This is a genomic window from Luteibacter flocculans (assembly GCF_023612255.1).
GTDB classification, from domain to species: Bacteria; Pseudomonadota; Gammaproteobacteria; order Xanthomonadales; family Rhodanobacteraceae; genus Luteibacter; species Luteibacter flocculans.
Genome location: NZ_CP063231.1, coordinates 1,650,336 through 1,674,969, shown reverse-complemented (window position 1 = coordinate 1,674,969; position 24,634 = coordinate 1,650,336). Strand labels below are relative to the sequence as shown.

The window sequence follows — 24,634 nt, the reverse complement described above, 5'->3', positions numbered from 1 at the left end:
GCGCTGACAACGCGGCGCCCGAGGCGCATGGTCATTTCACGGCGGGCAGGCCCAGGCCATGCAATGCATCGACCAGCCAGCGCAATTGCACGCCCGCGCGGGTGTCGTAGTTTTCTCCCGAATATCCCCACCAGTCCCAGCATGCTTGCGGATTCAATGGCGCGAACACTGCGCGCGTCTGAGGATACAGCACGGCCACGTCGTACACGTCCGCCCAGCGATTGAAACCGGCGTCCTCGACGAAGGCCTTGCCGACCAGATCGGCATTCTGCTTGCAGCCGTGCAAGGCGACCATCACGCCGCACGGCTTGCCGGCAAGGCAATCGGGCGGCAGATAGACGAAACCGCCGGCGGCCAAGAAGGCGTCCTTGCCATCGCTGCGATAGGCGTCTTGATCGAAGGCGCGCAGCTCGCCCTTGGCCGTGCCCGCGGCATGCGCCGGTTTGCCGTAGAGCTTGGCGAAGATCTCGCCGGCCGCGTCGAAACCGCAATGACCGAGGAACGGCGAGACCGACTTGCCGCAATCGTCCCCCGCAGCGCTAATGGGCAGATTGTGCGCAAAGGCACGATCGCCGTCGTCGGTCACGGTCATGCCGGCCAACGCCGGATCGGCTTTCTTCAGCGCCTCGTAGAAGCCCGCGGACGCATGACCCACCACGGGTGCAACGAGCGCGTCCTGAGCGCCATGCAAGGCGTAGATGCGCGCAGTGGCGAGCTTGGACAGCGGTCCGATCTCGCCCTTGGCCGCACGCGTGCGCGCCTGCGTCGCCAGTGCAGTGACGTCGGGTGCCGGCGTGCCCTTCATGCAACTACCGAGCGCTGTCTCCAGCTTGCCGCCCGCGCAGCCATAGGGACCACCGGCCACGAGCGCGGCCCCGTGGAACACGTCCGGATACGCGACCTGCGCCTGTGTCGCCATATACGCGCCTGACGACAGGCCGGCCACGGTGACGCGCGCCGGATCGATCTTGAGCGACGGCAGCTTCGCCGGAGCGTCGGCGGCCGACGCACCTCCTGCAACAAGCATGGCCACCAGCAACAGACGTTTCATTGGAATCCCCCGCATCAGAAGTTGTAGCGAACCGACGCGTAGTAATTGCGCGGCATGCCGTAGTACGCCGTGCGGATGTTACCCACGCTGGAGAACTCCTGCCCATCGGTCTTGTAGACCTTGTTGGTGGCGTTGCGCACGCCGGCACGGAACTGCCAGTGACCGTCGCCGGAATCGAAGATGCCGAACGCCCCGACCAGCGTGTATGCCTTCTGGCTGAGCGCGGCGTAGTTGTCCACGCTGAGCCAGGTTTCCGTGCGATACGACGCATCGGCGCCCAGCGTCAACGCGCCCCCGGCGAGGTTGAAGGTCTGCGTCGCCGCCACGCGCGCCGTCCACTTCGGCGAGAACGGCACGTGGTCGTGAATGGTCGGGTTGTACTGCGGATTGGACGGATCGAGGCGGGCATCGTCGAAGCGGTCGTACTTCGCCTTGAGGTAGCCGATCTGCGTGCTCAGGCGGGTGCCCTCGCCCAGCAGTGCCACGCCTTCCGCTTCGAAACCGTCCATCTTCAGCTTCGCCGCGTTGATCACCGGAAAGGCAAAGGTCGGGGTAAGTGAACCCGGGTTCTGGATCTCCGACACGCGGGCCTGGAAATCCTTGTAGTTGCTGTGGAACGCGGCGAGATTGGCCTGCAGGCGGTTGTCCGCACTACGCATCTTGAGGCCCGTCTCGAAGGTCCACACGTATTCGGGATCGAACTCCGCCGTCTTCGCCTCGGCCGCCGAGTTGGCGCGGCCGTTGAAGCCGCCCGACTTGAAGCCGCGGCTGGCGGACACGTACCACATCGTCTGCGGATCGAACTGCTTCTGCAGACTCACCGTGGGCGTCCAGGCGTTCCAGTCCTTGCTCCGCGACAGCGGCACGGTCTCGTTCAATGCGGTCAGCGGCGCGCCCCAGAACGTACTCGTGGTGCGGTCGTAGTCCTTGCTTTCCTTGCTGTAGCGAATACCAGCCGCCAGCGTCCAGGTCGGTACGAACTCCCAGTTGACGTGCGCGAAGCCGGCCCAGCTCTTCGTCGTCAGATCGTCGCCGATCGTGCGCAGGAACGGCACCGTGCGGCCGGCCACGGCGAACAGGTCGTCCGCAAACGCGTACTGGGTCGACGGCACGTTCTCGCGCAGGTAATAGGCGCCGAACACCGACTGCAGGTTGCTGCCGTTGTCGAATGCAAGCTGGAGTTCCTGACTGGCCTGCTTCTGACGGAAACCGACGAAGACATCGCCCAGTTCGTATTGCGACGCGTCGATGTCGATGTAGGAATCGCTGTCGAGCTTGCGGTACGCCGAGATGCTCTTGAGACTCCACTGGTCCGAGAGCTTCCAGTTCATGTTGAGCGCCACGCCCTTGTGCGTGAGCTTCTGGCCGTCACCCGGAGGGAACGAGGTCTGCGTGTGGAAGTTGTACTTCTCGTCGAGGTTCGGCTGCAGGAGCGTGACCGAACCGAACACCAGATCGGTACGCTTCAGTGGCGACACCGGCTGGCCCAGCGTCAACGCCGTATCCATCTTCGTATAGTCGAGCGTCAGCACCCCGTCGAACGTGTCGGACGGGTGGAAGCGCAGCTTGCCGCGGACCGATTTCGTATTGTCGTTATTGAAATCGCGGCCGCTGTAGTTGTGAACGTAGCCGTCGTTACGGGTCACCGCACCGGCCAGCGACGCGGACCAGGCGCCGTCCTTGCTCAGCGGCGTCGATCCGTAGAAGCGGCCCTCACGCCGGCCGTAGTTGCCGAAGGTGGCCTCGATCGACCCTTCCGGCGTGGTGCCCGGATTCTTGGTCACGACCTTGACCGCGCCGCCGGTGGAGTTCTTGCCGTACAGCGTGCCTTGCGGGCCGCGCAGCACTTCGACGTGATCGACGTCGAACAGGCTGATGAGCGCACCCTGGATGCGCGAGTAGTACACGTCGTCCACGTACATGCCCACGCCGGGATCGAACGTCTGCAGTGCATCGGGCTGGCCGATGCCGCGGATGAAGATGTTGACCGACGACGACGAACCGCGTCCCTGCACGATGTTCATGTTCGGCACCGCGCCCTGCAGCGCATCGATGCTGGTGGCCTGCAGATCGCGCATGTCCTCTTCCGAGAACGCACTCACCGCCACCGGCACCTTCTCCAGCGACTCCTCGCGGCGGCGCGCGCTCACCGTTACCTCGGTCAGTTGCGTGGCTTCCTGCTGCTTCTTCTTCGCTTCCGTCGTCGGCGCGTTCGCCTGGCCGGCGTCCTGCGCCTTGGCCGGCAGCGTGGCGGCGAGGCCGATAACTAGGCCGATCGCCAGCGTCAGCGGTGCGTGCTTCATGGACATCCCCCGGATAACCGATGCGCGGCGCCCCCTCGGCGCCGAATGACCGAAGCATAGGAATCGGCCGTCAGAGGCACACTTGTACCTTGGTACAGTGCCACGCCGCCCTATGCCTGCGGATACTCGCCGTCCGACGGACGCATGCGCCGATACAGGGGACGAACGTTTCGATGGCATTGCTGATCGTGCTGGCCGCGCTGGCCTTCCTGATGCTGGTGGCCTACCGCGGCTACAGCGTCATCCTGTTTGCGCCGGTCGCCGCGCTGGGCGCGGTGCTGCTCACCGATCCCGGTCTGGTGGCACCGATGTTCACCGGCCTGTTCATGGACAAGATGGTTGGCTTCCTCAAGCTGTACTTTCCTGTGTTCATGCTGGGCGCCGTGTTTGGCAAGCTGATCGAGCTGTCCGGCTTCTCGCGTGCGATCGTTGCCGGTACCATCGGTCTGCTCGGCGAGAAGCGCGCCATCCTGTCGATCGTGCTGGTCTGCGCGCTGCTCACCTACGGCGGCGTCTCGCTGTTCGTCGTGGTGTTCGCGGTGTATCCGTTCGCGGCGGAACTGTTTCGCCAGGCCGGTATTCCCAAGCGCCTGATCCCCGGCACGATCGCCCTGGGCGCCTTCACCTTCACCATGGACTCGCTGCCGGGCACGCCGCAGATCCAGAACATCATTCCCACCGCGTTCTTCGGCACCGACACCTGGGCGGCGCCGTGGCTCGGCAGCCTGGGCTCGATCTTCATCCTCGGTGTCGGCCTGTTCTATCTGGAGCGACGGCGGCGTGCGGCCGCGCGTGCGGGCGAGGGCTATGGCGACGACCTTGCCAACGAACCGGCGGCATTCGTGGACGCGCGGCTTGCCCATCCGCTCGTGGCGCTGTTGCCGTTGCTGGTGGTCGGCATCGCGAACAAGCTGCTGACGCTCGCTATCCCGCGCCTCTATGGCAGCACGCAGTCCTTCGTCCCCACCGTGGTCGGCGATGCGCCGCCTGTCGTGCAGGACATCGCGAAGGTCGCCGCGATCTGGGCCGTGGAGGGCGCCTTGCTGCTGGGCATCCTGTGCGTGCTCGCCTTCGCCTGGCGCCCGGTCTCGCGGCGCTTCGCCGAAGGCAGCAAACTTGCCGTCAGCGGCGCACTGCTCGCGTCCATGAACACCGCGTCCGAGTACGGCTTCGGCGCCGTGATCGCCGCCCTGCCCGGCTTCCGCACCGTGGCCGACGCACTCCACGCCATTCCGAATCCGCTGGTGAACGAAGCCGTGTCGGTCACCGCGCTGGCGGGTATCACCGGATCGGCGTCGGGCGGCCTGAGCATCGCGCTCGGCGCCATGGCCCAAAGCTTCGTGCAGAACGCGCAGGCCACGGGTATCCCCATGGAAGTGCTGCACCGCATTGCTGCGATGGCCTCGGGCGGCATGGACACGCTGCCGCACAACGGCGCCGTCATCACGCTGCTGGCGGTGACCGGACTGACCCATCGGCAGTCGTACCGGGACATCTTCGCGATCACCGTCATCAAGACCCTCGCGGTCTTCGTGGCGATCGTCGCCTACTACGCGCTTGGGGTGGTCTGACCGGCGCGCACACACTACGGAGGCAAGCCATGCGTTCCACGATGCTGCTGTTCGCCCTGCTGTTGCTCGTCTGCGGTTCCACCCACGCCGCCTGTGTCGATACGGTCGTACTCGTACACGGCAACACCGGCAGTCCGTCCGATTTCCAGGCCACCCATGATCTGCTGCGGCAGCGCGGTTACAGCGAGTCGCAGATCATCGCGCCGAGCTGGGGCAACGGTCTCTGCGCCGCATGCAACGACCACAACGGCAGTGAGGAGACCCCGGTCCGCGAGGCCATCCTCGATGCGCTGGCCTCGTCGTGTACCGGCAAGATCGACGTCATCGGGCATTCGATGGGCGCCACGCTGGCCGCGCACGAGATCGACGTGATGGGCGCGGCGGGCTCGGTGAATACGTTCATCGGCATCGCCGGCGCCTTCCACGGCCTGTGGAGCTGCGGCACCTATCCGTTCAACGTCGCCACCAGCACCTGCGGCGCGTGGGGGCTTTCGGTGAACAGTCCCTTGCTCAACGGCATGCAGGGACATCGCTTCGGCACGAAGATGTATTCGTTCAAGTCCTATGCCGACGAGATCAACTGCTACGGCGGTGTCTGCCTGGTCTATGGGGTGCATACCTCACAGATCCAGGGCGAAACGGCGAGCTACACCTTCCCCTATGGGCACTACGGCCTGCTCTGGTACACCGCGACGCAGCAGGTGAATCTTCTCTAGCTCGCAAAGGACGCATCGCGTTCGCTCCGCACTGCCGGAACGGACGCCATGCGCTGCTATCCTTCCCCCGCCCGGCAGGAGCCGGATGAATCCAAGGGGAAGAGCAATGATTGCCCGTCGTACCGTCCTGTTGTCCGCCGCCATCGTCACGGCACTCGGTCTTGCCGCGTGCCACAAGAAAGACGAGGCGCCCACCGCCGATCCGAAGGCCGTTGCCGCCGCACAAGCAGCCATTGCCGCACCGGCGTGGATGCGCCAGCACCTACCGGCGCAGACCGTGGCCTACCTGCGTATACCGTCGCCGTGGGCAATGATTGGCGGTGTGCCGAACGGTCGTCCGCTCGACGCGGCGTTGTCGAGCAAGGCGCACCTCGACGCGGTCCAGCGCATCCGCGACGGCATGGCCAAGGACAAGGTGCTGGCCGATATGAAAATCGCGCCGATGGTCAATCTGCTGCTGAGCGACCTGCGCTCGCCGGTGGAAGTGGCGCTCGTCGACCCGCTGGGCATTCCCGCGCCGACCTCGCGCCTGGTGCTGACCGCGCTGCTGGATTACCCGAGTGTGGACGCGTTCAACGCGCGCATGGCGGCACTTAGTACGCCGGTACTCGCCGCGCCACTGGATGCCCAGGGTTACGGCCAGCTCACCAGCGGCGGCGCCGTCCGTTACGTCGCCGCCGAGCACCGCCTCTGGGTCACGCAGTCCGCGCAGGCACCAAGCGACAAGGCGACGCTCGACGAGCTTGCCGCCACCTTCGCCAAATCCACCGCGGCAACGGCACCTGCCACGCTGTCTGCGCTGGAGCCGCGCATCGACACGTCGGGCGAAGGCCTGTTCGGCTGGGTAACGGTCCGAGGCGTGGGCGGCGTGGCCGCGGCGCAAGCCGGCGACTCGCCGTTCGGCAAGCTGCCCGCCGACTTCGCCTCCAAGGCCGACGCAGTCGCGTTCGGCGGCGGCACCGTCGATGGCCGCGCACAGTTCCGCGTGATCGTGCATGCACCGCAGGCACGAGCCCTCTCCTACCTCGCGCCGCATAGTTTTGCCCCGACGTTGAAGTCGGCGGGTGAACCCCACTGGGCGATGACGCTCTCGCTGCCGACGGCCCAGGCATACAAGACCTTCGAAGACAATCTCAACCTCGACTTCGGCGCGGACGCGGCGAAGAAGTACCACGAGGGCGTCGAAAAAATGCGCACCCGCTACGGTGCGACGCCCTCGGACTGGTTCCGCTGGTTCGGCCCCGAGATGATCGTCTTCTCCGACGACGCCGGCTTGTTCTACGCGATGCGCACGCCGGACCGGAAGGATTGGTACGCGCGCATCGAGGCGATGTCGGCCAAGGGCTGGAAGACGGGCGAGTCGACCGTGGACGGCACGAAGGTGCATTGGCTGTCGATGCCCGGCCCCGGCATGGACGACGAGGACGTCGCGCACGTGGATCCCTCGCTCAGGCCCTTCATGAGCTTTCTTTCCCGCCTCGGCGGGCGCTCGTACTGGATCGAGGACGGCGACTGGGTCGTGATGGCGAAGGTGCCCCAGGCGCTTTCCGACCGCGTCGCCGCCAAGCCGGATACGTCCCTGGACGACTGGTTCAAGGCCCGCGCCTATCCGGGCGGACGCACGCTGATCGGCTATACGGCCACGTCGCACGGCGCGCAGCGCGAGGCCTACTACTCGTATATCCAGATCCTGCAGATCCTGGGCACCGCCGTCGGTGCCGACCTCGACATCACCACCCTGCCCTCGGCGCACACCTTGAACCTGCCCGAGAAGGGCGTGATGGGTGCCGCGGTGGAAGTCGACAACGACACCTTCGGCGTCGCGTTCACCTATGAGCAGAGCCCGGTGGAACTGGTGGGCGAGGTCGGGGGCGTGGGCGCCGTGGCGGGCGTGGCGATCGTGGCCGCCATCGCGGTACCGCAGTACCAGGAATACACGCTGCGCAGTCAGGTCAGCAACGCTTTGGGCGCCGCCGATGCGGCGAAGGCCGCCGTGGCCGAGCGCCGCCAGACCAGCGGCAAATTCCCGGCGACCAACCGTGCCGCCGGCCTGGGTGCCCCTGAGACGCTGGGCAACGACTATGCCGGCGCCGTCGAGGTGGGCCCCGGCGGCGAGATCGTGGTCACCATGGACGCCACGCCGCCGCACAAGACCGACGCCAAGCTGGACGGCGCTACGCTCGTGCTGACGCCCCGGGTCGAGGGCAACGGCGTGGCCTGGAGCTGCTCGGGCGAGGGCGTAGAGCCCAAGTACCTGCCGGCCACGTGCCGCGACGAGCCCCTGGTCCCCTGAGGGGCCGCCGGGAGGCCGTGAAAGCGGCCTCCCGGCCGTCATGCGAACGTCGCCATTTTCCTTTATAATCGGCGGCTTCCCATACCAAAGAGGTGCACCGGCTGAAGGCCGGCGCATGACGCATGTCGATCGAAAACCTGCGCAATATCGCCATCGTGGCTCACGTCGACCACGGCAAGACCACCCTCGTCGACCAGCTTCTCAAGCAGTCCGGCACGCTCAACGAGCGCACCGTGCTGGCAGAGCGCGTGATGGACTCGAACGACCAGGAAAAGGAACGTGGCATCACGATCCTTGCCAAGAACACGGCCATTACCTGGGAAGACAAGAAAAAGGGCGTCAAGAACCGCATCAACATCGTCGACACCCCGGGACATGCTGACTTCGGCGGTGAGGTCGAGCGCGTGCTGTCGATGGTCGACACCGTGCTGATCCTGGTCGACGCGATGGACGGCCCGATGCCGCAGACGCGTTTCGTCACGCAGAAGGCCTTCGCGATGGGCTTCAAGCCGATCGTCGTGGTCAACAAGGTCGATCGCCCGGGCGCGCGTCCGGAGTGGGTCGTCGAGCAGGTGTGGGACCTCTTCGCCAAGCTCGGCGCCACCGACGAGCAGATGGACTTCCCGATCGTCTACGCCTCGGCGCTGAACGGCTACGCTTCGCTCGACGAGAACGCTCGCGAAGGCGACATGACCCCGCTCTACGAAGCGATCATGCAGCACGCGCCGAAGCCCGACGTCGATCCGGACGGCCCGTTCCAGATGCGCATCAGCCAGCTCGACTACAACAACTTCGTCGGCGTCATCGGCATCGGCCGCATCCAGCGCGGCACCCTGAAGAAGGGCATGCCGGTCGCCGTGATCGATCGTGAAGGCAAGAAGCGCCAGGGCAAGGTCGTGCAGGTGCTCGGCTTCCTCGGCCTCGAGCGCATCGAGCAGGATTCCGCCGAAGCGGGCGACATCGTCGCCATTTCCGGTATCCCGGAGCTGACCATTTCCGACACCGTCACCGCGCTGGACGTGCCGGAAGCGCTGCCGCCGCTGAGCGTCGACGAGCCGATGATCAGCATGACCTTCCAGGTCAACAACTCGCCGTTCGTCGGCCACAAGGATCTCTCGGGCGGCAAGTTCCTCACCAGCCGTCAGCTGCGTGAGCGCCTCGATCGCGAGAAGGTCCACAACGTGGCGCTGCGCGTCGAAGACGGTTCCGACGCCGACAAGTTCCTGGTCTCGGGCCGTGGCGAACTGCATCTCTCGGTGCTGATCGAGAACATGCGTCGCGAAGGTTACGAGCTGGCCGTGTCGCGTCCGGAAGTCATCATCAAGGAAATCGACGGCCAGAAGATGGAGCCGATCGAAGAACTCGTGATCGACGTCGAGGAAATCCACCAGGGCGGCGTCATGGAGCGCCTCGGTATCCGCAAGGGCGAACTCAAGAACATGGTGTCCGACGGCAATGGTCGCGTGCGCCTCGAGTATGAAATCCCGGCACGCGGCCTGATCGGCTTCCAGAACCAGTTCAAGACCCTGACCCAGGGTTCGGGCCTGCTGTTCCACGTGTTCAAGCACTACGGCCCGTACACGCCGGCACCGATCGCCAAGCGCCAGAACGGCGTGATGATCGCCAACGCCGCCGGCACCACCCCGGCCTACTCGCTCGGCCCCCTGCAGGAGCGCGGCAAGCTGTTCGCCGCCGAAGGCGACTCGGTGTACGAAGGCCAGTTGATCGGCATTCACGCCAAGGACAACGACCTCACCGTCAACGCCATCAAGCCGAAGCCGCTCACCAACATGCGCGCTTCCGGTAAGGACGATGCGATCCAGCTTACCCCTGCGACCAAGTTCACGCTGGAGCAGGCGCTGGACTTCATCGACGACGACGAGCTGGTCGAAGTCACGCCGAAGGAAATCCGCATGCGCAAGAAGCACCTGACGGAAAACGACCGCAAGAAGGCTTCTCGCGGCCAGGGTTGATTCCCTAGCTGACGCGATAACGAAAGACCCGGCTCACGCCGGGTCTTTTTTTTGCGTCGTGTACCGGTTAGGAGTCGCGTGCCTCAGCCTTCGCCAGCGACGGGACCGCGCTTTTCGGCCTGACGCATCAACGCCAGCAAAAGATCGATCTGTTCCTGCTGCTTCGCGAGCAGTGCGGTAAGTTGATCGGTGCGGATCTGATCGAGCTTGTCGTGCAGACCCATGATCTCGAGCTCAGCCTTGAGGTTGACCTTGTAGTCGTTGGCGGCATCGAGCCGGTCCATCGCTGCCTGACGGTTCTGGCTCATCATGATGACGGGCGCCTGTACCGCGGCGAGCATCGACAGCAAGAGGTTGAGGAAGATGTACGGATAAGGATCGAACGGCTTGTGCAGCACGTAGGAATTCAAACACGTCCAGAGCACCAGCACGCCCGCGAACACGAGGATGAAAGTCCACGAACCGCCGAATCGCGACACATTGTCGGCCAGCCGCTGGCCGAACGTGAGATCCGAGCGGTAGACGGCATCGACGTCCTCCGACACCAGCTTGTGCTGAGCCATGCGCTCCACGATGCGCCGCTCCGCTTGGGTCAGTTCGTCGAAGCTTTTGGCAAACCAGCGACGTGCGGCGCGCTCGGGGGTGTGCTCGGTGGATCCCATGATGCTCTCCTCGCAAGGGGTGGGGCGACGTGCCTGGCGCGAACGCTAGCATGCCGTACCTTTCACGGCCTTGCCGCCGCTTGCCGCGACGCCCCCACGTAGACGATGTGAGCCTCAGGAGCGCGACGAAGCCATGCGGCTTGCGAACGGCGGGGTCGCCGCATCGGCGGCGCGTACAGCACTCTCCACCTCGCCGCGAAAGCGCGGGAGATACCCGGGACACTCGCGGCGAACGTAGTCGATCAAGCCCTCGCGCACCTTGCAGCGCAAGTCCCACGATGCGCTGGAATTTGACGAACTGACCAGCGCGCGCAACTGCATCGCCTTCTCGCTGGCGTCCACCACCTGCAGCACGCATACGCGTCCGTCCCATTCGGCCGCCGACTTGCATAGCCGCTGCAGTTCGGCGCGCAACGGCTCGAGCGGCAACCCATAGTCGAACCAGAGCATGACCGAGCCGAGGATCTGCGAGTTCGTGCGGGTCCAGTTCTGGAACGGGCGCTCGATGAAATACTGCAACGGCACGACCAATCGACGCTCGTCCCATATCCGCACAACGACATAGGTACTGGTGATTTCCTCGATCTTGCCCCACTCGTTCTCGATCACTACTACGTCGTCGATCCGGATCGGCTGCGTCAGGGCGAGCTGCATGCCTGCAATGAGATTTCCCAGCATGGGCTTGGCAGCCAGGCCGACCGCCAGACCGGCAATACCCGCCGATGCGAGAAGGCTGGCCCCAAATTGGCGCACCGCCGGAAACGTCATCAAGGCGATGCCGATACCCAGGACCACGGTAACCACCATGGCCGTGCGGCTGAGCACACGAACCTGCGTCTGCACACGACGCGCACGCAGATTGTCGTCGAGATCGATGGGGTTGAAGCGCGACACCGCCGCTTCCACCGCGCCGAGGCAACGCACGACGAACCACGTGCAAGCCACGATCAAGGCGAGCGCCAGAGCATGCTCCAGCGCGCCGACGAGCCGGGCGGGCTCGTCTGGGGCGAGGCGACACGAGAGCAGCAGCATCGCCAACGGCACGATGGTTTCCATGGGCGCATTCGCTCGCGCGACGATGCTCGCCCCCATGGGATGCCGTATGGCAAGACGGCGCAGCAACGCATGCACCACACGGCGGAGGATTCCCGCGACCACGAGCGCGACCACAACGGCCAACGCAAAACGCGTCCACGGATGCGCGATATCTGGCATCCAGTCGGTCAGGTTCATGGTGACTTAGCCTAACGCCCCATATGTCCACGTTCTGTTGTGATGCAACATCGTGGGTGTGGAGTACCAGCAGCGGCGGGCGAGGCACCCGACGGATAGAATCGCGCTCATGCCCCTCCCCAGTGCGAACGAACGCTTCATTCTTCCCGATGTGCTGCGACCCGGCCTCCGCCTGATCTTCTGTGGCACGGCCGCAGGCGCGCGCTCCGCGCGCGAAGGCGCGTATTACGCGCATCCGGGCAACATGTTCTGGCGGACGTTGTTCGCGACAGGGTTAACGCCGCGCCTGCTCCTGCCTGCGGAGTATCCCCTGCTGCCCACCTTTGGGCTGGGCCTCACCGACCTATCGAAGTTTCACTTCGGCAACGACGCCGAGTTGCCGGTCGATGCGTTCGACGTGGCCGCGCTGCGCGACAAGATCGAACGCTTCCGCCCGACCGCCCTCGCCTTCACCAGCAAGCACGGCGGCATTGCAGCGCTCGGCAAGGGCGTGAGCTATGGGTTGCAGGAGGCCCAGTTCGGTGGCGCGCACGTTTTCGTACTTCCCTCACCCTCGGGCCAGGCGCGCAGGTCGTGGGATCTACGCGCCTGGCAGGCGATGGCGGATTTCGTAAAGGCTCGAACCGCAGGCGTCCGACGCTGAGGTTTTGAGCGGGCGCCTGGATTCACCGTTCGATAGCGGTTACATCATCAGCTCGACAAACGTACGACCCAGCCGGCCGTGGAATCGAAGGATCCGCCTGCGAGGACGATCTTTCCATCGGGTGCGAGCTCCGAAGTGAATACCCAGTTATCCGTCCTTCCGAACGGATTGATCGTGATCCAGCCTTGGGGAGTCGCGAAGCTGCTATCGAGGGAACCGTCCGGCAGGTAGCGCGCCACGAGGGCACTGCCCGTACGCGCTTCTGAATTGACTACCTGCCCCACAACGACAATCTTGCCGTCAGCCTGGACCGCGACATTTGTCCGGAAATCGTTTTTCATATCCGTGTCTAACAGATCGAACAGAACAGGCTCACCTTGGTTGAACGAAAGCAGCGGCTTGCCTGTGGTATCCAGGCCAACCAATATCCCCACGCGTCGTACGCCTTCTTCGGTTTGCCCACTCGCGAAGATACGCCCGTCACGCGTCACGTGCACCGCGCCGAACAGCATGGACGATGTATCTCGCGACGGCTTCACCACCGCAAACCCGCCCTCCCCAAAAGCAGTGTCCAGTTGACCGTTTTTATCGAAGCGGGCGACGAAGGCCTTATGGTCATTGATACCGCCGACCCAGCCAGCGACGACAACTTTGCTGCCTTCCTCGATATTCACGACACTACTGACAGCGAGCGCAACCGTTTGAGAGCCATCGGGGTGCTGGACGTAGACGACGCCGTCGTCATCAAAGCTTCTGTCCAGTAAGCCCAAGGCGTTGAAGCGAACCAGGTAGCTCCACCCGGGACCGCCGAAACCGTTGTCACGCACGAAATACATGCCGCCACCCGGCGCCGGAACGATCCCGCCATGCATGGCTCCGACTGCGCGGGGCTCTCCGTCGGAAATGGCGTCTGATCGCGCCCCGCCACACGCATCGAAGACTTCGCGAGGAGGAACCCCGGAAGGCCTCGGTGGCAGGCGATCGAGGACGTGGGTAATGGTGCCCGAGTTACCGAACGTGGAATCGATATCGCCTTTTGGCGTGAAGCGAGCCAAGCCGATGGTGCGGTTCATCACCACCGCCGCCGTGATCTTCCCGTCGCTCCCCTGCATGACGCCCATAGGGACCGATAGCGTCGAGTCCATGTATATCTGGGCAGATGCGATGCCACTGACACCGAAACCGACGTCTGCATTGCCTTCCGCATCGACACGGGCGACCAGCAGGGCCACCCCCTCGTCGGGGTCTGAGGCGTCCAGCGATGTTGTCAAATACATACCGCCATCGGTCAAAGGAAGCATGCTTCCTACGCCTCTGTGGAACGGCGGGCTGAACTCCTTCTCGAGCTCACCGCTCTTCGCTTCCTTGCTCATGACGCTCTCCTTATTCCGATTTTGCATCCTTGACCCGGCCTCTCGGATGAAAGCCGTCCCACATCCGTGTTGGCAAACGCACGGTCACGTTAGACCGTGCTTTCGAGCAGCTCCATACAACGTTTGCACTATGAGGCGTGGTAGTGGGCTACCGTGAACGTCTCCAGGCTCAGCCGCCCGGCGTGGAACGGTAGGCGCGCACGTCGTTGGGCGACACCGAGGGCGCCTTGTTCGACCACGCCTGACGGATGTAGGTCACCACGGCCGCAGCATCGTCGTCGCTGAGCGTCTGCGAGAACGGCGGCATCGAGTACGGGCGTGGGTTGCCTGCAGTGGCGGGCGAAAAACCACCGGAAAGCACCATGCGGATCGCATTGATGCCCGTGGGCTCGGTGACCGAACCGTTGCCATCCAGCGCGGGATAGGCGTCGCCCTTGCCGCGGCCGTCCGCCGCGTGGCAGCCGGCGCAGCGATCGGTGTAGACCTTCTGTCCATTCATCGCAAGTTCGCGCGCGTTGGCGGCCGATTCGCGCTGGGGAGGCGGATCGCGATCCGGCAACGACTTGAGATACGTAGCCATGGCGGCGAGGTCGGCATCGGTCAAATGCTGTGTGCTTCGCAGCACTACCTCGGCCATCTGCCCCACCGCCACGCCCTTCGACGAGCGACCGGTCTTCAGCAGAGCTACAACGTCCGTTTCGGTCCACCCGGCGAGGCCGCCGTGCGTGCCCATCGATAGATCGGGCGCGTACCAGTTCTGCACAGGCACGATGCCGCCGGCCAGGAACGGATCGGTGACCATCGCGCCGAAACTGTTCCGCCGTGCATGGCATTCGTTGCAATGGCCCAGGCCCTGCACGAGGTACGCACCGCGATTCCACGCCGCGGAGCGCGCGGGATCGGTCTTGTATTCGCCTTCGTCGAAGTACAGCGTGCGCCACGCCGTCATCAGCGAGCGCATGCGATAAGGCCAGCGCAGGCTGTCGGGTATCGCAGCGCGACGCACGGCCGGCAGGCCCTTGAGGTAGGCGAAGATCGCATCCGTATCCGCGCGCGTGACCTTGGTATACGAGGTGAACGGAAACGCCGGATACAGCGATCGACCATCGTGCCCTTCACCCGAGTGCATGGCGCGATAGAAATCATCGGCACTCCATGCCCCGATGCCGGTTTCCGTGTCGGGCGTGAGGTTGGGTGCAGGTATGGCCCCGAAAGGGGTCGGCACGATGCGGCCACCGGCATACGGCTCGCCACGCCGCGCGGTGTGACAGGCGGCGCAGTCGCCCGCCGTGGCGAGGTATTTGCCGCGCTCCACATCATCGGCGTGTGCGAGCGTGGCAGCAGCGCTGAGGGCAAGCCAGGTCATCCAACGGAATGCGCGTGTCATGTCAACCTCCCAGCACGCCGCAGCGCAGTGGCGGTTTCACGCTGCCGGGCGGCTCGGCGTGCGCATCGGCGGGCACCGGACGCTGCGCGAGCCACGCGGACACGGCGCTGATGTCGGCGTCACTCAGGCGGCTGACGACGGTCGCCATGCAATCGGGCGCGACGGTGCTGCGCGTATCGGTCCGCCACGATCCCAACTGGGCACTGATGTAGTCGTATGGCAGTCCCACCAGACCGGGAATATCGGGCTGCACGCCGGTCAGGTTCGGACCATGGCACGCCATGCAGGCGGGAACGCCTCGTGCGGCATCGCCTTGCGTCACGAGCTGTTCGCCGCGTGCCATGGCGGCCGGTGTCGTGGCCGGGATGGGATGACGCGTATAGGGCACGTCCTGCGCGGCGAAGTACTCCGCGATCTCGCGCATGTAGGCATCGGTCAGCGGTGCCACCGTGTATTCCATGATCTCGTAGTGACGCAGCCCCCGCTGGAAATCCTGCATCTGTCGATGGAGGTAACCCGCCGGCTTTCCCGCAAGGCGCGGATTGAAGCCGTTGTTGCCACCCTCGCCATGTTCGCCATGGCAGCTCGTGCAGGCGGCAATGCGCTGAACCAGCGTGTCCGGTACCGGCGGCGCTTCCGCCCCCCAGAGGGAACCGGCGCAGAGCACGGCGGCCGCGGCAGCGAGCCGGCGGAGGAGACGTCGCATGAGTTACTCCCTTGGCGTAACGATGGCGAGCGCGCCGGACTGGCCGCGCATGGCGTCCGGCCAGTATATGCCGCGATCGGCGAGGTTAAGATAGCTGCGACTCTTCGTCCGCGCTCAGGGGAACCCGATGTCACGTCGCACCACCCGCATGCTCGCACTCGCCACCATCGTGGCATGGTCGACCCAAGGCGCCGCCGCGCATGCCCGCGAGGCCACCGAGGACGATGCCTTCGCCTCCATCGTCAGTGTGCGTCAGGCCTATGCGTCCGGCGCCTTGACTCCCGAAGGGCTGACTCAGCTCTTCCTGGATCGGATTGCGCGAATCGACAAGGCTGGCCCGACGATCAACGCGGTGCTGGAAACCAATCCGGATGCCCTGGCCATCGCTCGCAAGCATCCCAAGGGCGCGCTCGGCGGCATCCCCATCCTGCTCAAGGACAACATCGACACGGGCGACCGCATGATGACCAGCGCCGGTTCGCTGGCCCTCACGATCAAGCCGGCACCACGCGATTCGGAAGTTGCCGCCCGCCTGCGCAAGGCTGGCGCAGTGATCCTTGGCAAGACCAACCTCAGTGAGTGGGCGAACATGCGCTCCAACCACGCCACCAGCGGTTGGACGGGGCGCGGTGGTCTTACCGTCAATCCGTACGTGCTGGATCGCAATGCGTGCGGTTCGAGCGCCGGCTCAGGAGCTGCGGTCGCCGCGGGTCTTGCCACGGCGGCCATCGGCAGCGAAACGGACGGCTCGATCATCTGCCCGGCGTCGATGACCGGCCTGGTGGGCATCAAGCCCACCGTGGGCCTGGTCAGCCGGTCGGGCATCATCCCCATTTCGCACAGTCAGGACACCGCTGGCCCCATGGCGCGCAACGTGGCCGACGCCGCCGCGGTGCTGAGTGCCATCGCCGGTTCCGACGCGCGCGACCCCGCCACGGTCGACGCGGACAAGCACGCCACCGATTACACACGCTTTCTCGATCCGAACGCGCTTCGCGGCAAGCGCATCGGCGTGGTACGCCAGCTCGCCGGCATCGAGCCTAATGCCGATCGCGCACTCGAGCACACCATCGCGTTGTTGAAGGCGCAAGGCGCCACGGTCGTCGACAACGTGGAGATCCCGCACCTGAAGGAACTCAGCGAGCACGAGATCGACGTGTTGCTCTACGAGTTCAAGCACGACATCGCCGCCTATCTCGCCACGCGTCCGGATCAGCCGATGCGCACGCTCGCCGATCTCATCGCATTCAACGAACGAGAGGCGGCGAAGGAAATGCCATGGTTCGGCCAGGAACTGTTCCTTGCGGCGCAGGCCAAGGCCGGGCTCGACGACCCCAAGTACATCGGCATGCGCGATCGCAACAAGCAGCTGGCCGGCCCGGAAGGCATCGACGCGGCATTGGCGAAAGACAAGCTGGATGCCCTGCTCGCCCCGAGTTGGGGGCCGGCGTTCGTCAACGATCTGGTGCTTGGCGACCACGTGGTGAGTGGCGATCCCACCGTCGGCGGCGTGTCGGCACCCGCTGCGATAGCCGGCTATCCGTCCATCACCTTGCCCATCGAATTCGCGCACGATCTGCCCGTCGGCGTGGTGTTCTTCGGCACCAAGTGGAGCGAACCCACGCTCATTGCCATCGCCTATGGCGTGGAGCAGAAGGTCAAGGCGTTCCGCCGGCCGACGTACCTGCCCACGCTACCGATCCGGTAGCGCCTATGCCCGTCCCGGGCGGGCGTCGGCACTGTGTGTAGCGCAGCGGAATCCCCTGCGCTTTACACAGGAAAAACCCATGACACCCCTCCCCTCCCGTCTTGCGCCATGCCTCGCCACCGCGTTGACACTCGCACTCGCCGCGGCGCCCGCGCATGCCCAAGACATTCCGGCTCGCCGAACTGCCACGGTCGACGATGCCTATCTGTCCATTGCAGGGCTGCGCCAGGCGTATGCCCGTGGTGAACTGACACCGCTCGACATGACGCTGTCGTTCCTCGATCGCATCAACGCGATCGACCGCGCAGGGCCCACGTTACGTTCCGTGATCGAGACCAATCCGGATGCGGCCGTCGCGGCCCATGCCGCGACGCAGGCTTATCGCAACGGCACCGCAACATCATTGACTGGTATCCCGATCCTGCTGAAGGACAACATCGAAACAGGCGACCGCATGCGCACCACCGCGGGCTCTCTGCTCTTTCCCTTGCCAGCCCGGCAGGACGCCACGGTCACGGCCAAGCTGCGCGAAGCCGGCGCCATCATCCTCGGCAAGGCGAATCTCAGCGAGTGGGCCAACTTCCGCAGCATGATGTCGATGCATGGGTGGTCGGCGCGTGGCGGCACGACGCTCAATCCCTTCGCGCTCTACGCAACACCGTTTGGCTCCAGCTCAGGTTCCGGCGCAGCAGTCGCCGCAGGCCTGGCGACGGCTGCGCTGGGCACGGAAACACAGGGCTCGATCATTGGACCCGCCATGGCAATGGGCCTGGTGGGCATGAAGCCCACCATTGGCCTGGTGAGTCGCACGGGCATCGTCCCCGTGTCGCACATGCAGGACAGCGCCGGCCCGATGACGCGGAGCGTGGCGGATGCTGCCGCCGTGCTCAAAACGATAGCCGGGAGCGATCCCACCGACCCTCTTACCGTCGAGGCCGACCGGCATCTCTCCGACTACACCCTTGCGCTTGCCGCCGACGCCGTCCGAGGCATGCGCATCGGCGTGGTGCGTCGTCACGCTTTCAACGATAACCGATGGGGCTCGGCCATGGATCGTGCGGTGGAAATTCTGGAAAGCAAGGGAGCGATCGTCGTCGATAACGTGGAGTTACCGGGGACGGAGGTGGCGGTAGCCGACCAATTGAGCCTTGTGCTGACCGAATTCAAGCACGACATCGCGTCGTACCTCGCGCGACGGACGGAGCAGCCCTTGCGCACACTGGAGCAGGTGATCGCTTTCAACGAAGCTGAAGCCGACCGTGAACTGATCCACTTCGGTCAGGAGTTGTTTGAGGAGGCCCTTCTGGCGCCAGGCATCGACGATCCGGAGTACGTCGAACGAAGGCTGCGAGCCCGACGCGTGGCTGGCCCGGAAGGCATCGATGCCACACTGGCGACGCATAAGCTCGACGCGCTGATCGGCCCCTTCTCGCTGAACGCCGTGGCAGCGCTTGCGGGCTATCCCATCCTGACGGTACCGACCCATTTCGAAGGGGACTTGCCCAAAGGGGTCATGCTCTACGGCACTAAATGGAGCGAGGCTAAGCTGCTGACGATCGGCCATGCCATCGAGCAAGGGGCAAACGCGTTCCGCAGGCCTACCTTCGTCGCAACGCCGCCGCCCGAGTCGTGACGCACGAGAAGGAGCGCGCCGAGGCGCGCTCCTTCTCCGTTTACGCCTTGGCCGCGAACTCGCGAACGATCGGCGCGAGCTTCGGATCTTCCAGCGCCATCGCCATGGTGGCGCGAACAAGACCCGCCTTGTTGCCGCAATCGAAACGCGTGCCTTCGAAGCGGTAGGCCAGCACCTTGCCGTTGTCCTTGAGCAGGTTCTCGATCGCGTCGGTTAGCTGGATCTCGCCGCCCGCGCCCTCGCGAGTGTTCCTCAGGTACTCGAAGATCTCGCAGGGCAGCACGTAGCGGCCGACCACGGCAAGATTCGACGGCGCGTCCGCGGGCTTCGGCTTTTCCACCATGTGGCGGATAACCGTGGCGCGATCGCTGACGGCCTCGGTGGCGTCGACGATGCCGTACTTGTCCGTGTCGCTCTGCGGCACTTCCTCAACGGCGATCACGCCGGCATCGTTGGCGTCGGCCACTTCCGCCATCTGGCGCAATGCGCCCTTGCCCTTGTTCCAGATCAGGTCATCGGGAAGCATCACGCCGAAGCGCTCGTTGCCCACGACCGGCGCGGCGCGCAGCACGGCGTCGCCGAGGCCGAGAGCCTCCGGCTGGGTCACGAACACACAGCGGACATGACGCGGCAGGATGCCCCGCAGAATCGACAGCAGCTCTTCCTTGTTCTTCTCCGCCAGCTTTTCTTCAAGCTCGTAGGCTTTGTCGAAATAGTCGGCGATCGCGTGCTTGTAACGGTTGGTGACGAACACCAGCGTATCGGCGCCCGCGTCGACAGCCTCATCCACCGCGTACTGGATCAGCGGACGGTCGAGCACGGGGAGCATTTCCTTGGCTACCACCTTGGTCGCGGGAAGGAAGCGCGTACCGAGGCCGGCAACGGGAAATACGACCTTGCGCAGGGGTTGGGTCATGCAATGTCTCCACTTTCGTTTCGGCGTAGCGGCAGCACGTTGTCCGTCTGCGGCTCGCTCCAACGGAAGGAAGGCAGCAGCTGCGACACGCACCGGCGCAGGGTTTCTTCATCGAACGCGGCCACGGCTTCTTCGGCGCGCGCCAACTGGGTCTGCAGCAGTTCCCACGACACCTGGCGGTGCTGGGCCTGGAAGATCTTCGCGTGCGTCGTGCTCGTGTAGTTCTCCAGCGGATGGAACAGTTCCTCGAACAGCTTCTCGCCGGAACGAAGTCCCGTGTAGACGATCTGGATGTCCGAGCCCGGGCGCTTGCCCGCCAGGCGGATCATCTGCTCGGCGAGATCGCGGATCTTCACCGGATCGCCCATGTCGAGCGCGAAGATCTCGCCGCCCTTGCCGAGACTCGCGGCCTGCAGAATGAGCTGACAGGCCTCGGGAATGGTCATGAAATAGCGCGAGATCTCCGGGTGAGTGATCGTCACCGGGCCGCCCTGGCGGATCTGCCGGCGAAACAGCGGGACCACCGATCCGGCGGAGTCGAGCACGTTACCGAAACGCACCGTAATGAAACGTGTAGAGGTGTGCGCCGCGAGGTTCTGACACCAGATCTCCGCCATGCGCTTGCAGGCGCCCATCACCGACGTGGGATTCACTGCCTTGTCGGTGGAGATGAGCACAAACGATTCCACGCCGCAGCGTACCGCCGCATCGGCTACCACGCGGGTGCCGATGACGTTATTGCGGAAGGCCTCGCGCAATTGCCCTTGCAGCATCGGCACGTGCTTGTAGGCCGCAGCGTGGAAGACGATCTGCGGCTGGGTTTCCTCGAACAGCCGGTTGACCGCAGTGGCGTCGCGTGCGTCGGTCAGCACGCCGTTGAAAATGAGTTCGGGATAGGCCGAGGTCAGTTCCTGCCCGATCCGGTAGAGGTTGTATTCGGAAAGCTCTACCACCGTGAGGGAACTGGCGCCCAGGCGGGCGACCTGGCGACACAGTTCCGAACCGATCGAGCCACCGCCACCGGTCACCAGCACGCGACGACCACTGATGTTCTCGCGGATGGCCGTCCAATCCAGTTCGACGGCATCGCGGCCGAGAAGATCCTCGATGGCGACTTCCTTGATCTCGTTGAACTGCGCGCGGCCGGCCACGACGTCCTCGAGGCGCGGCACCGTACGGAACGGCAGCCCGGTGCTCTCGCAGAAGGCGACGATGCGGCGCATCTGCGCCGTGGTCGCGCCCGGTACGGCGATGAGCAGCATCTGTACCGCCACCGCCTTGGACAGCTCGGCGAGCTGGTCCACCGTGCCCAGCACGGGGATGCCACCGATCTGCGCGCCACGCAAGGCGAGGTTGTCGTCCACGAAACCGATGACGCTGTAGCGGCTGTCGCGGCGCAGATCGCGCGAGAGCGCTTCGCCGGCGCGATCCGCCCCCACGATCAGCACACGCTTGGTCGGCATCGACTGGAACAGGTCGATGCGGCTGTCCTTCCAGAACCGGTAGCTGAGTCGCGGCAGGCCGAGCAGCACGACCAGCACGACGGGATACACCAGCAGCACCGAACGCGGCACGCCGTCGAGGCGCGCATACATGACCATGGCAAGGCCGATGATCAGCGCGCCGATGACCGTCGCGCGGATGATGTTCCACAGGTCCGGCAGGCTCGCAAAGCGCCACACGCCTTTGTAGAGACCGGTCCAATTGAACACGGCTCCCTGCACCAGCAGCACGATGGGAAATTCCATCGGCAGATAGGTGACCGGGGCGAGATCGGGCATCAACGCATAACGCAGCGACTTGGCGATCCACCAGGCGAACGCAGCCATGGCGAGGTCGTGTGCGACCACGGCCGTGCGAGGGTGGATGATGCCGATGAACTTACGCAGAAACATGTCGCTCCCTTCGACGCAAGCCGAGTCGCTTGCCAGTACGCCAAACCGCTGCTCCCAACACGTACACCGCCCCCATGCAGAAGGGCGCCGCCGCTGGCGAGCGGAACGCAATCCATGCGAGGGGAACGCAGACGAGGACATTCCACGCGAAGTAGCCTGCGGCTACCTTCCGATGCGATGCGCCCCGCCTCACGAGCCACTGATAGAGATGCTCGCGGTGCGGAGTGTACCAGCGCGCACCGCGCAGCATTCGCACGAGCAACGTCAACGTTGCGTCGATGACGAACGCCGACGAGAAGATCAGCGCAGGCCACAGCAGGTCGGTCTGGAAGGCCCAGAGCGTGGCCGTCAGCGCGAAGACCATGAAACCCAGCGTCCCGCTGCCGACGTCGCCCATGAAGATGCGGGCAGGAGACCGGTTGAACCACCAAAAACCCAGCGAGGCCGTGGCCATTGCCAGTGCAGCCCCTGCGATGGCTGGGCTACCGGCGGCCCAGGCCAGCGCCGCGGACGCTGCACCGAAGAACATGGCCTGCTGCGAGGCCAGCCCGTCGATACCGTCCATGAAATTGTGCAGGTTGATGCACCACACGCCCGCAAGAAGAAGCGGTACCGTCCAGAGCAGGCTCGCGGTCAGCGAGGCTACAGCCACGCAGAACAATAACGTGGCGGCGAGTTGGATCAGCAGCCGCGGCCGGATCGGCAGCGAGCCGTGATCGTCGAGCCAGCCGATCGCGGCCACCGCGATCGTCGCAACCGTGAACGCGGCGGTCGTCGCGGCGCCCGGTGAGACCGGCAGGAGCAGCAGCGCCGCAGGCATGCCGACCAGGGCACCGAGCACAATGCCGATGCCGCCACCGCGGGGCGTCGGCAGGGTATGCGAGCGGCGGTGCCCGGGTGCATCCAGCATGCCGCGGCGGTGCGCGTAGGAAATCGCGATCCGCACACTGGCAAACGAAACGACGAGGGCAACCAGGGCGCAGCCGGTCAGCAGGAATCCGGCGCTCGCGACGGGAGGCATCATTCGTTGGCCACGCCATGAATGGGGCGCACGGTGCCCCAGCTCTTGCAGCTCGGGCACTGCCAGTGATGCGCTTTCGCGCCGAAACCGCAGCGGCTGCAGCGATACATCGCCTGCCCTTCGAGCAGCTTGCGGGTCAGGTCGCGCAGGATCAGGTAGTTCTCGCGCGCTTCGCCGGAGACCTTGTCCATGGTGGCATCGATCAATGCCATCAGCCCGCGTACCGAGGGGCGCTTGCGCAATTGGCCGGTGAGGAAGTCGATGGCCATGCGTTCGCCGTCGCGTCCCTCATAGAGCCGGGTAAGCGCCAGTACGGGAGAGATACCGTGATAACGCTCCATGATCTCGCGCAGGAACGTTTCGGCACGGTCCATCTGCTGCGAACGGGCGTAGCAGTTGAGCAATGGGGGGAGAATCTCCGGTACGAATGCGATGTCGGCCGCGATGGCCGCCTCGTACGAGGCGATGGCCTGGTCCAGCTCTTCGTCTTCCGCGGACAACCGGCCGGCAATCATGTGCGCGCGCACGCAATCCTGCTGGCAGGCAAAGGCCTCGCGCACATAATCGCGGGCCTCGGTACGCGCCCCATGCTGACGTGACTGTTCGGCCAGCTCGCAGTAGAACTGCGCGATCATGGCCGACTCGTCTTCGCCGGTCATCGTTTCGAGCCGGCGCGCATGGTCGATCGCCTTGTGCCACTCGCGCTCGTGCTGGTAGATCGCGATGAGATGGCGCAGCGCGGACGGCGCAAGCGCGTCCATCGCGACCAGATCGGAAAACAACGTTTCGGCGCGATCGAGCAGGCCGGCGCGCATGTAGTCCTCGCCGAGTTCGAGGAGCGCCACGGTCTTCATTTCATCCGAAAGGCCCTGCCGCGACACCAGGTGCTGGTGCAGACGGATGGCACGATCCACCTCGCCTCGCTTGCGGAACAGGTTACCGAGGGCCAGGTGCGTTTCTACGGTGTCGCGGTTGTATTCGGCAAGGCGCAGGAAGACTTCCAGCGCCTTGTCCTGCTCCTCGTTGAGGAGATAGTTCAAGCCGCGGAAATAGTCCGACGAAAGCTCGTTGACGCGTTGGCCGGACCCGCGCACGTGGCTGCGCCGGGCGAGCCACCAGCCACAGGCGAAGGCCAGCGGAGGAACGAGCGCCAACAGCCAGATCGGGTTCATGCGGCGGTCGCGTTGGCTACCTTGCGCTCGTCGCGCGCACGCCGATGCCGCCGCCGAAGCGCCAGGGACGTGCCCAGCCAGGCGGTGATCCCACCGAGGATCCAGCCCACCAGCACGGCCGCGAGCATGGCGCCGCCCTTTGGCAACGACAGTCGGGCGAAGCCGAAATCGAACGGCACCAGATCGGCATTCAACGCGCCGAAGACGATGCCGGCGGCGACGAACAACAGCAGGAAGATGATGGCAAGCAGACGCATCTGGCGAATGTACCCGAATCATGAACGCGATGGTGCGTTGCGGTTGGCTTTTCATACAGCTTCGGCGGCACGTCCCTGACCATGGGTGCCGGCAAAGCGGGTGTTGGTTGTGCAAAAAAAA

19 protein-coding genes are annotated in these 24,634 nt (G+C 64.9%); 7 read left to right on the top strand and 12 right to left on the bottom strand.

The features are described 5' to 3' along the window. Window positions 1-31: 31 nt before the first annotated feature. A complete protein-coding gene (locus tag IM816_RS07015; protein WP_250340329.1) occupies window positions 32-1,051 on the bottom strand; it encodes an extracellular catalytic domain type 2 short-chain-length polyhydroxyalkanoate depolymerase in 1,020 nt (339 codons plus the stop codon). A gap of 14 nt (window positions 1,052-1,065) precedes the next feature. After that, window positions 1,066-3,354 (bottom strand): TonB-dependent receptor, encoded by a 2,289-nt coding sequence (locus IM816_RS07010; protein WP_250340328.1) that lies wholly within the window; start codon window positions 3,352-3,354, stop codon window positions 1,066-1,068. A gap of 173 nt (window positions 3,355-3,527) precedes the next feature. Between IM816_RS07010 and IM816_RS07005 the strand changes: the two genes are divergently transcribed. The 4 genes from IM816_RS07005 to typA all read left to right on the top strand — a co-directional run bounded on the left by IM816_RS07005 (window position 3,528) and on the right by typA (window position 9,907). After that, complete coding sequence (locus IM816_RS07005; RefSeq protein ID WP_250340327.1) at window positions 3,528-4,925, top strand: GntP family permease; 1,398 nt, start codon at window positions 3,528-3,530, stop codon at window positions 4,923-4,925. A 29-nt stretch (window positions 4,926-4,954) separates the two neighbouring features. Further along, window positions 4,955-5,641 (top strand): alpha/beta fold hydrolase, encoded by a 687-nt coding sequence (locus IM816_RS07000; protein ID WP_250340326.1) that lies wholly within the window; start codon window positions 4,955-4,957, stop codon window positions 5,639-5,641. Between the two features lie 106 nt (window positions 5,642-5,747). After that, window positions 5,748-7,934, top strand: a complete 2,187-nt coding sequence (locus tag IM816_RS06995; RefSeq protein WP_250340325.1) for a pilin — start codon at window positions 5,748-5,750, stop codon at window positions 7,932-7,934. Between the two features lie 122 nt (window positions 7,935-8,056). Further along, window positions 8,057-9,907 carry a translational GTPase TypA gene (gene typA / locus IM816_RS06990; RefSeq protein WP_250340324.1) on the top strand — a complete coding sequence of 617 codons (1,851 nt, stop codon included), beginning with the start codon at window positions 8,057-8,059 and terminating at the stop codon, window positions 9,905-9,907. 83 nt (window positions 9,908-9,990) lie between these two features. Here typA and IM816_RS06985 read toward each other — a convergent pair whose 3' ends face one another. After that, window positions 9,991-10,569: a DUF1003 domain-containing protein gene (locus IM816_RS06985; RefSeq protein ID WP_250340323.1), complete on the bottom strand. Its 579-nt coding sequence runs from the start codon at window positions 10,567-10,569 to the stop codon at window positions 9,991-9,993. Between the two features lie 114 nt (window positions 10,570-10,683). Further along, window positions 10,684-11,802 carry a mechanosensitive ion channel family protein gene (locus IM816_RS06980; protein WP_250340322.1) on the bottom strand — a complete coding sequence of 373 codons (1,119 nt, stop codon included), beginning with the start codon at window positions 11,800-11,802 and terminating at the stop codon, window positions 10,684-10,686. 109 nt (window positions 11,803-11,911) lie between these two features. On the opposite strand from IM816_RS06980, the gene IM816_RS06975 reads away from it, so the two are divergent. After that, window positions 11,912-12,445: a mismatch-specific DNA-glycosylase gene (locus IM816_RS06975; protein ID WP_250340321.1), complete on the top strand. Its 534-nt coding sequence runs from the start codon at window positions 11,912-11,914 to the stop codon at window positions 12,443-12,445. Between the two features lie 47 nt (window positions 12,446-12,492). Here the strand turns inward: IM816_RS06975 and IM816_RS06970 are convergent, their stop codons facing one another. The 3 genes from IM816_RS06970 to IM816_RS06960 form a co-directional block, all read right to left on the bottom strand. Beyond that, window positions 12,493-13,818, bottom strand: a complete 1,326-nt coding sequence (locus IM816_RS06970; protein ID WP_250340320.1) for an NHL repeat-containing protein — start codon at window positions 13,816-13,818, stop codon at window positions 12,493-12,495. 169 nt (window positions 13,819-13,987) lie between these two features. Then, the gene (locus tag IM816_RS06965) at window positions 13,988-15,205 is read right to left on the bottom strand and encodes a cytochrome c (RefSeq protein WP_250340319.1); all 1,218 of its coding nucleotides are present in this window, start codon (window positions 15,203-15,205) and stop codon (window positions 13,988-13,990) included. A 1-nt stretch (window position 15,206) separates the two neighbouring features. Then, a complete protein-coding gene (locus IM816_RS06960; protein ID WP_250340318.1) occupies window positions 15,207-15,911 on the bottom strand; it encodes a c-type cytochrome in 705 nt (234 codons plus the stop codon). Between the two features lie 127 nt (window positions 15,912-16,038). Here IM816_RS06960 and IM816_RS06955 point away from each other — a divergent pair, with 127 nt between their 5' ends. Beyond that, window positions 16,039-17,619: an amidase gene (locus tag IM816_RS06955; RefSeq protein ID WP_250340317.1), complete on the top strand. Its 1,581-nt coding sequence runs from the start codon at window positions 16,039-16,041 to the stop codon at window positions 17,617-17,619. Between the two features lie 79 nt (window positions 17,620-17,698). Continuing rightward, window positions 17,699-19,252, top strand: a complete 1,554-nt coding sequence (locus tag IM816_RS06950; RefSeq protein WP_250340316.1) for an amidase — start codon at window positions 17,699-17,701, stop codon at window positions 19,250-19,252. Between the two features lie 40 nt (window positions 19,253-19,292). Here IM816_RS06950 and galU read toward each other — a convergent pair whose 3' ends face one another. From galU to IM816_RS06925, 5 genes are read right to left on the bottom strand one after another with little or no spacing between them, the layout of a single operon-like run. Continuing rightward, window positions 19,293-20,168, bottom strand: coding sequence for a UTP--glucose-1-phosphate uridylyltransferase GalU (gene galU / locus IM816_RS06945; RefSeq protein ID WP_072320626.1), 876 nt, complete (start codon window positions 20,166-20,168; stop codon window positions 19,293-19,295). Further along, window positions 20,165-22,063 carry a polysaccharide biosynthesis protein gene (locus IM816_RS06940; RefSeq protein WP_072320625.1) on the bottom strand — a complete coding sequence of 633 codons (1,899 nt, stop codon included), beginning with the start codon at window positions 22,061-22,063 and terminating at the stop codon, window positions 20,165-20,167. The genes galU and IM816_RS06940 overlap by 4 nt, the downstream gene beginning before the upstream one ends. Then, window positions 22,050-23,087, bottom strand: a complete 1,038-nt coding sequence (locus IM816_RS06935) for an MraY family glycosyltransferase (RefSeq protein ID WP_250340315.1) — start codon at window positions 23,085-23,087, stop codon at window positions 22,050-22,052. The genes IM816_RS06940 and IM816_RS06935 overlap by 14 nt, the downstream gene beginning before the upstream one ends. Further along, window positions 23,084-24,256 carry a lipopolysaccharide assembly protein LapB gene (lapB, locus tag IM816_RS06930; RefSeq protein WP_250340314.1) on the bottom strand — a complete coding sequence of 391 codons (1,173 nt, stop codon included), beginning with the start codon at window positions 24,254-24,256 and terminating at the stop codon, window positions 23,084-23,086. The genes IM816_RS06935 and lapB overlap by 4 nt, the downstream gene beginning before the upstream one ends. Next, window positions 24,253-24,513, bottom strand: coding sequence for a lipopolysaccharide assembly protein LapA domain-containing protein (locus tag IM816_RS06925; protein WP_250340313.1), 261 nt, complete (start codon window positions 24,511-24,513; stop codon window positions 24,253-24,255). The genes lapB and IM816_RS06925 overlap by 4 nt, the downstream gene beginning before the upstream one ends. Window positions 24,514-24,634 lie beyond the last annotated feature (121 nt).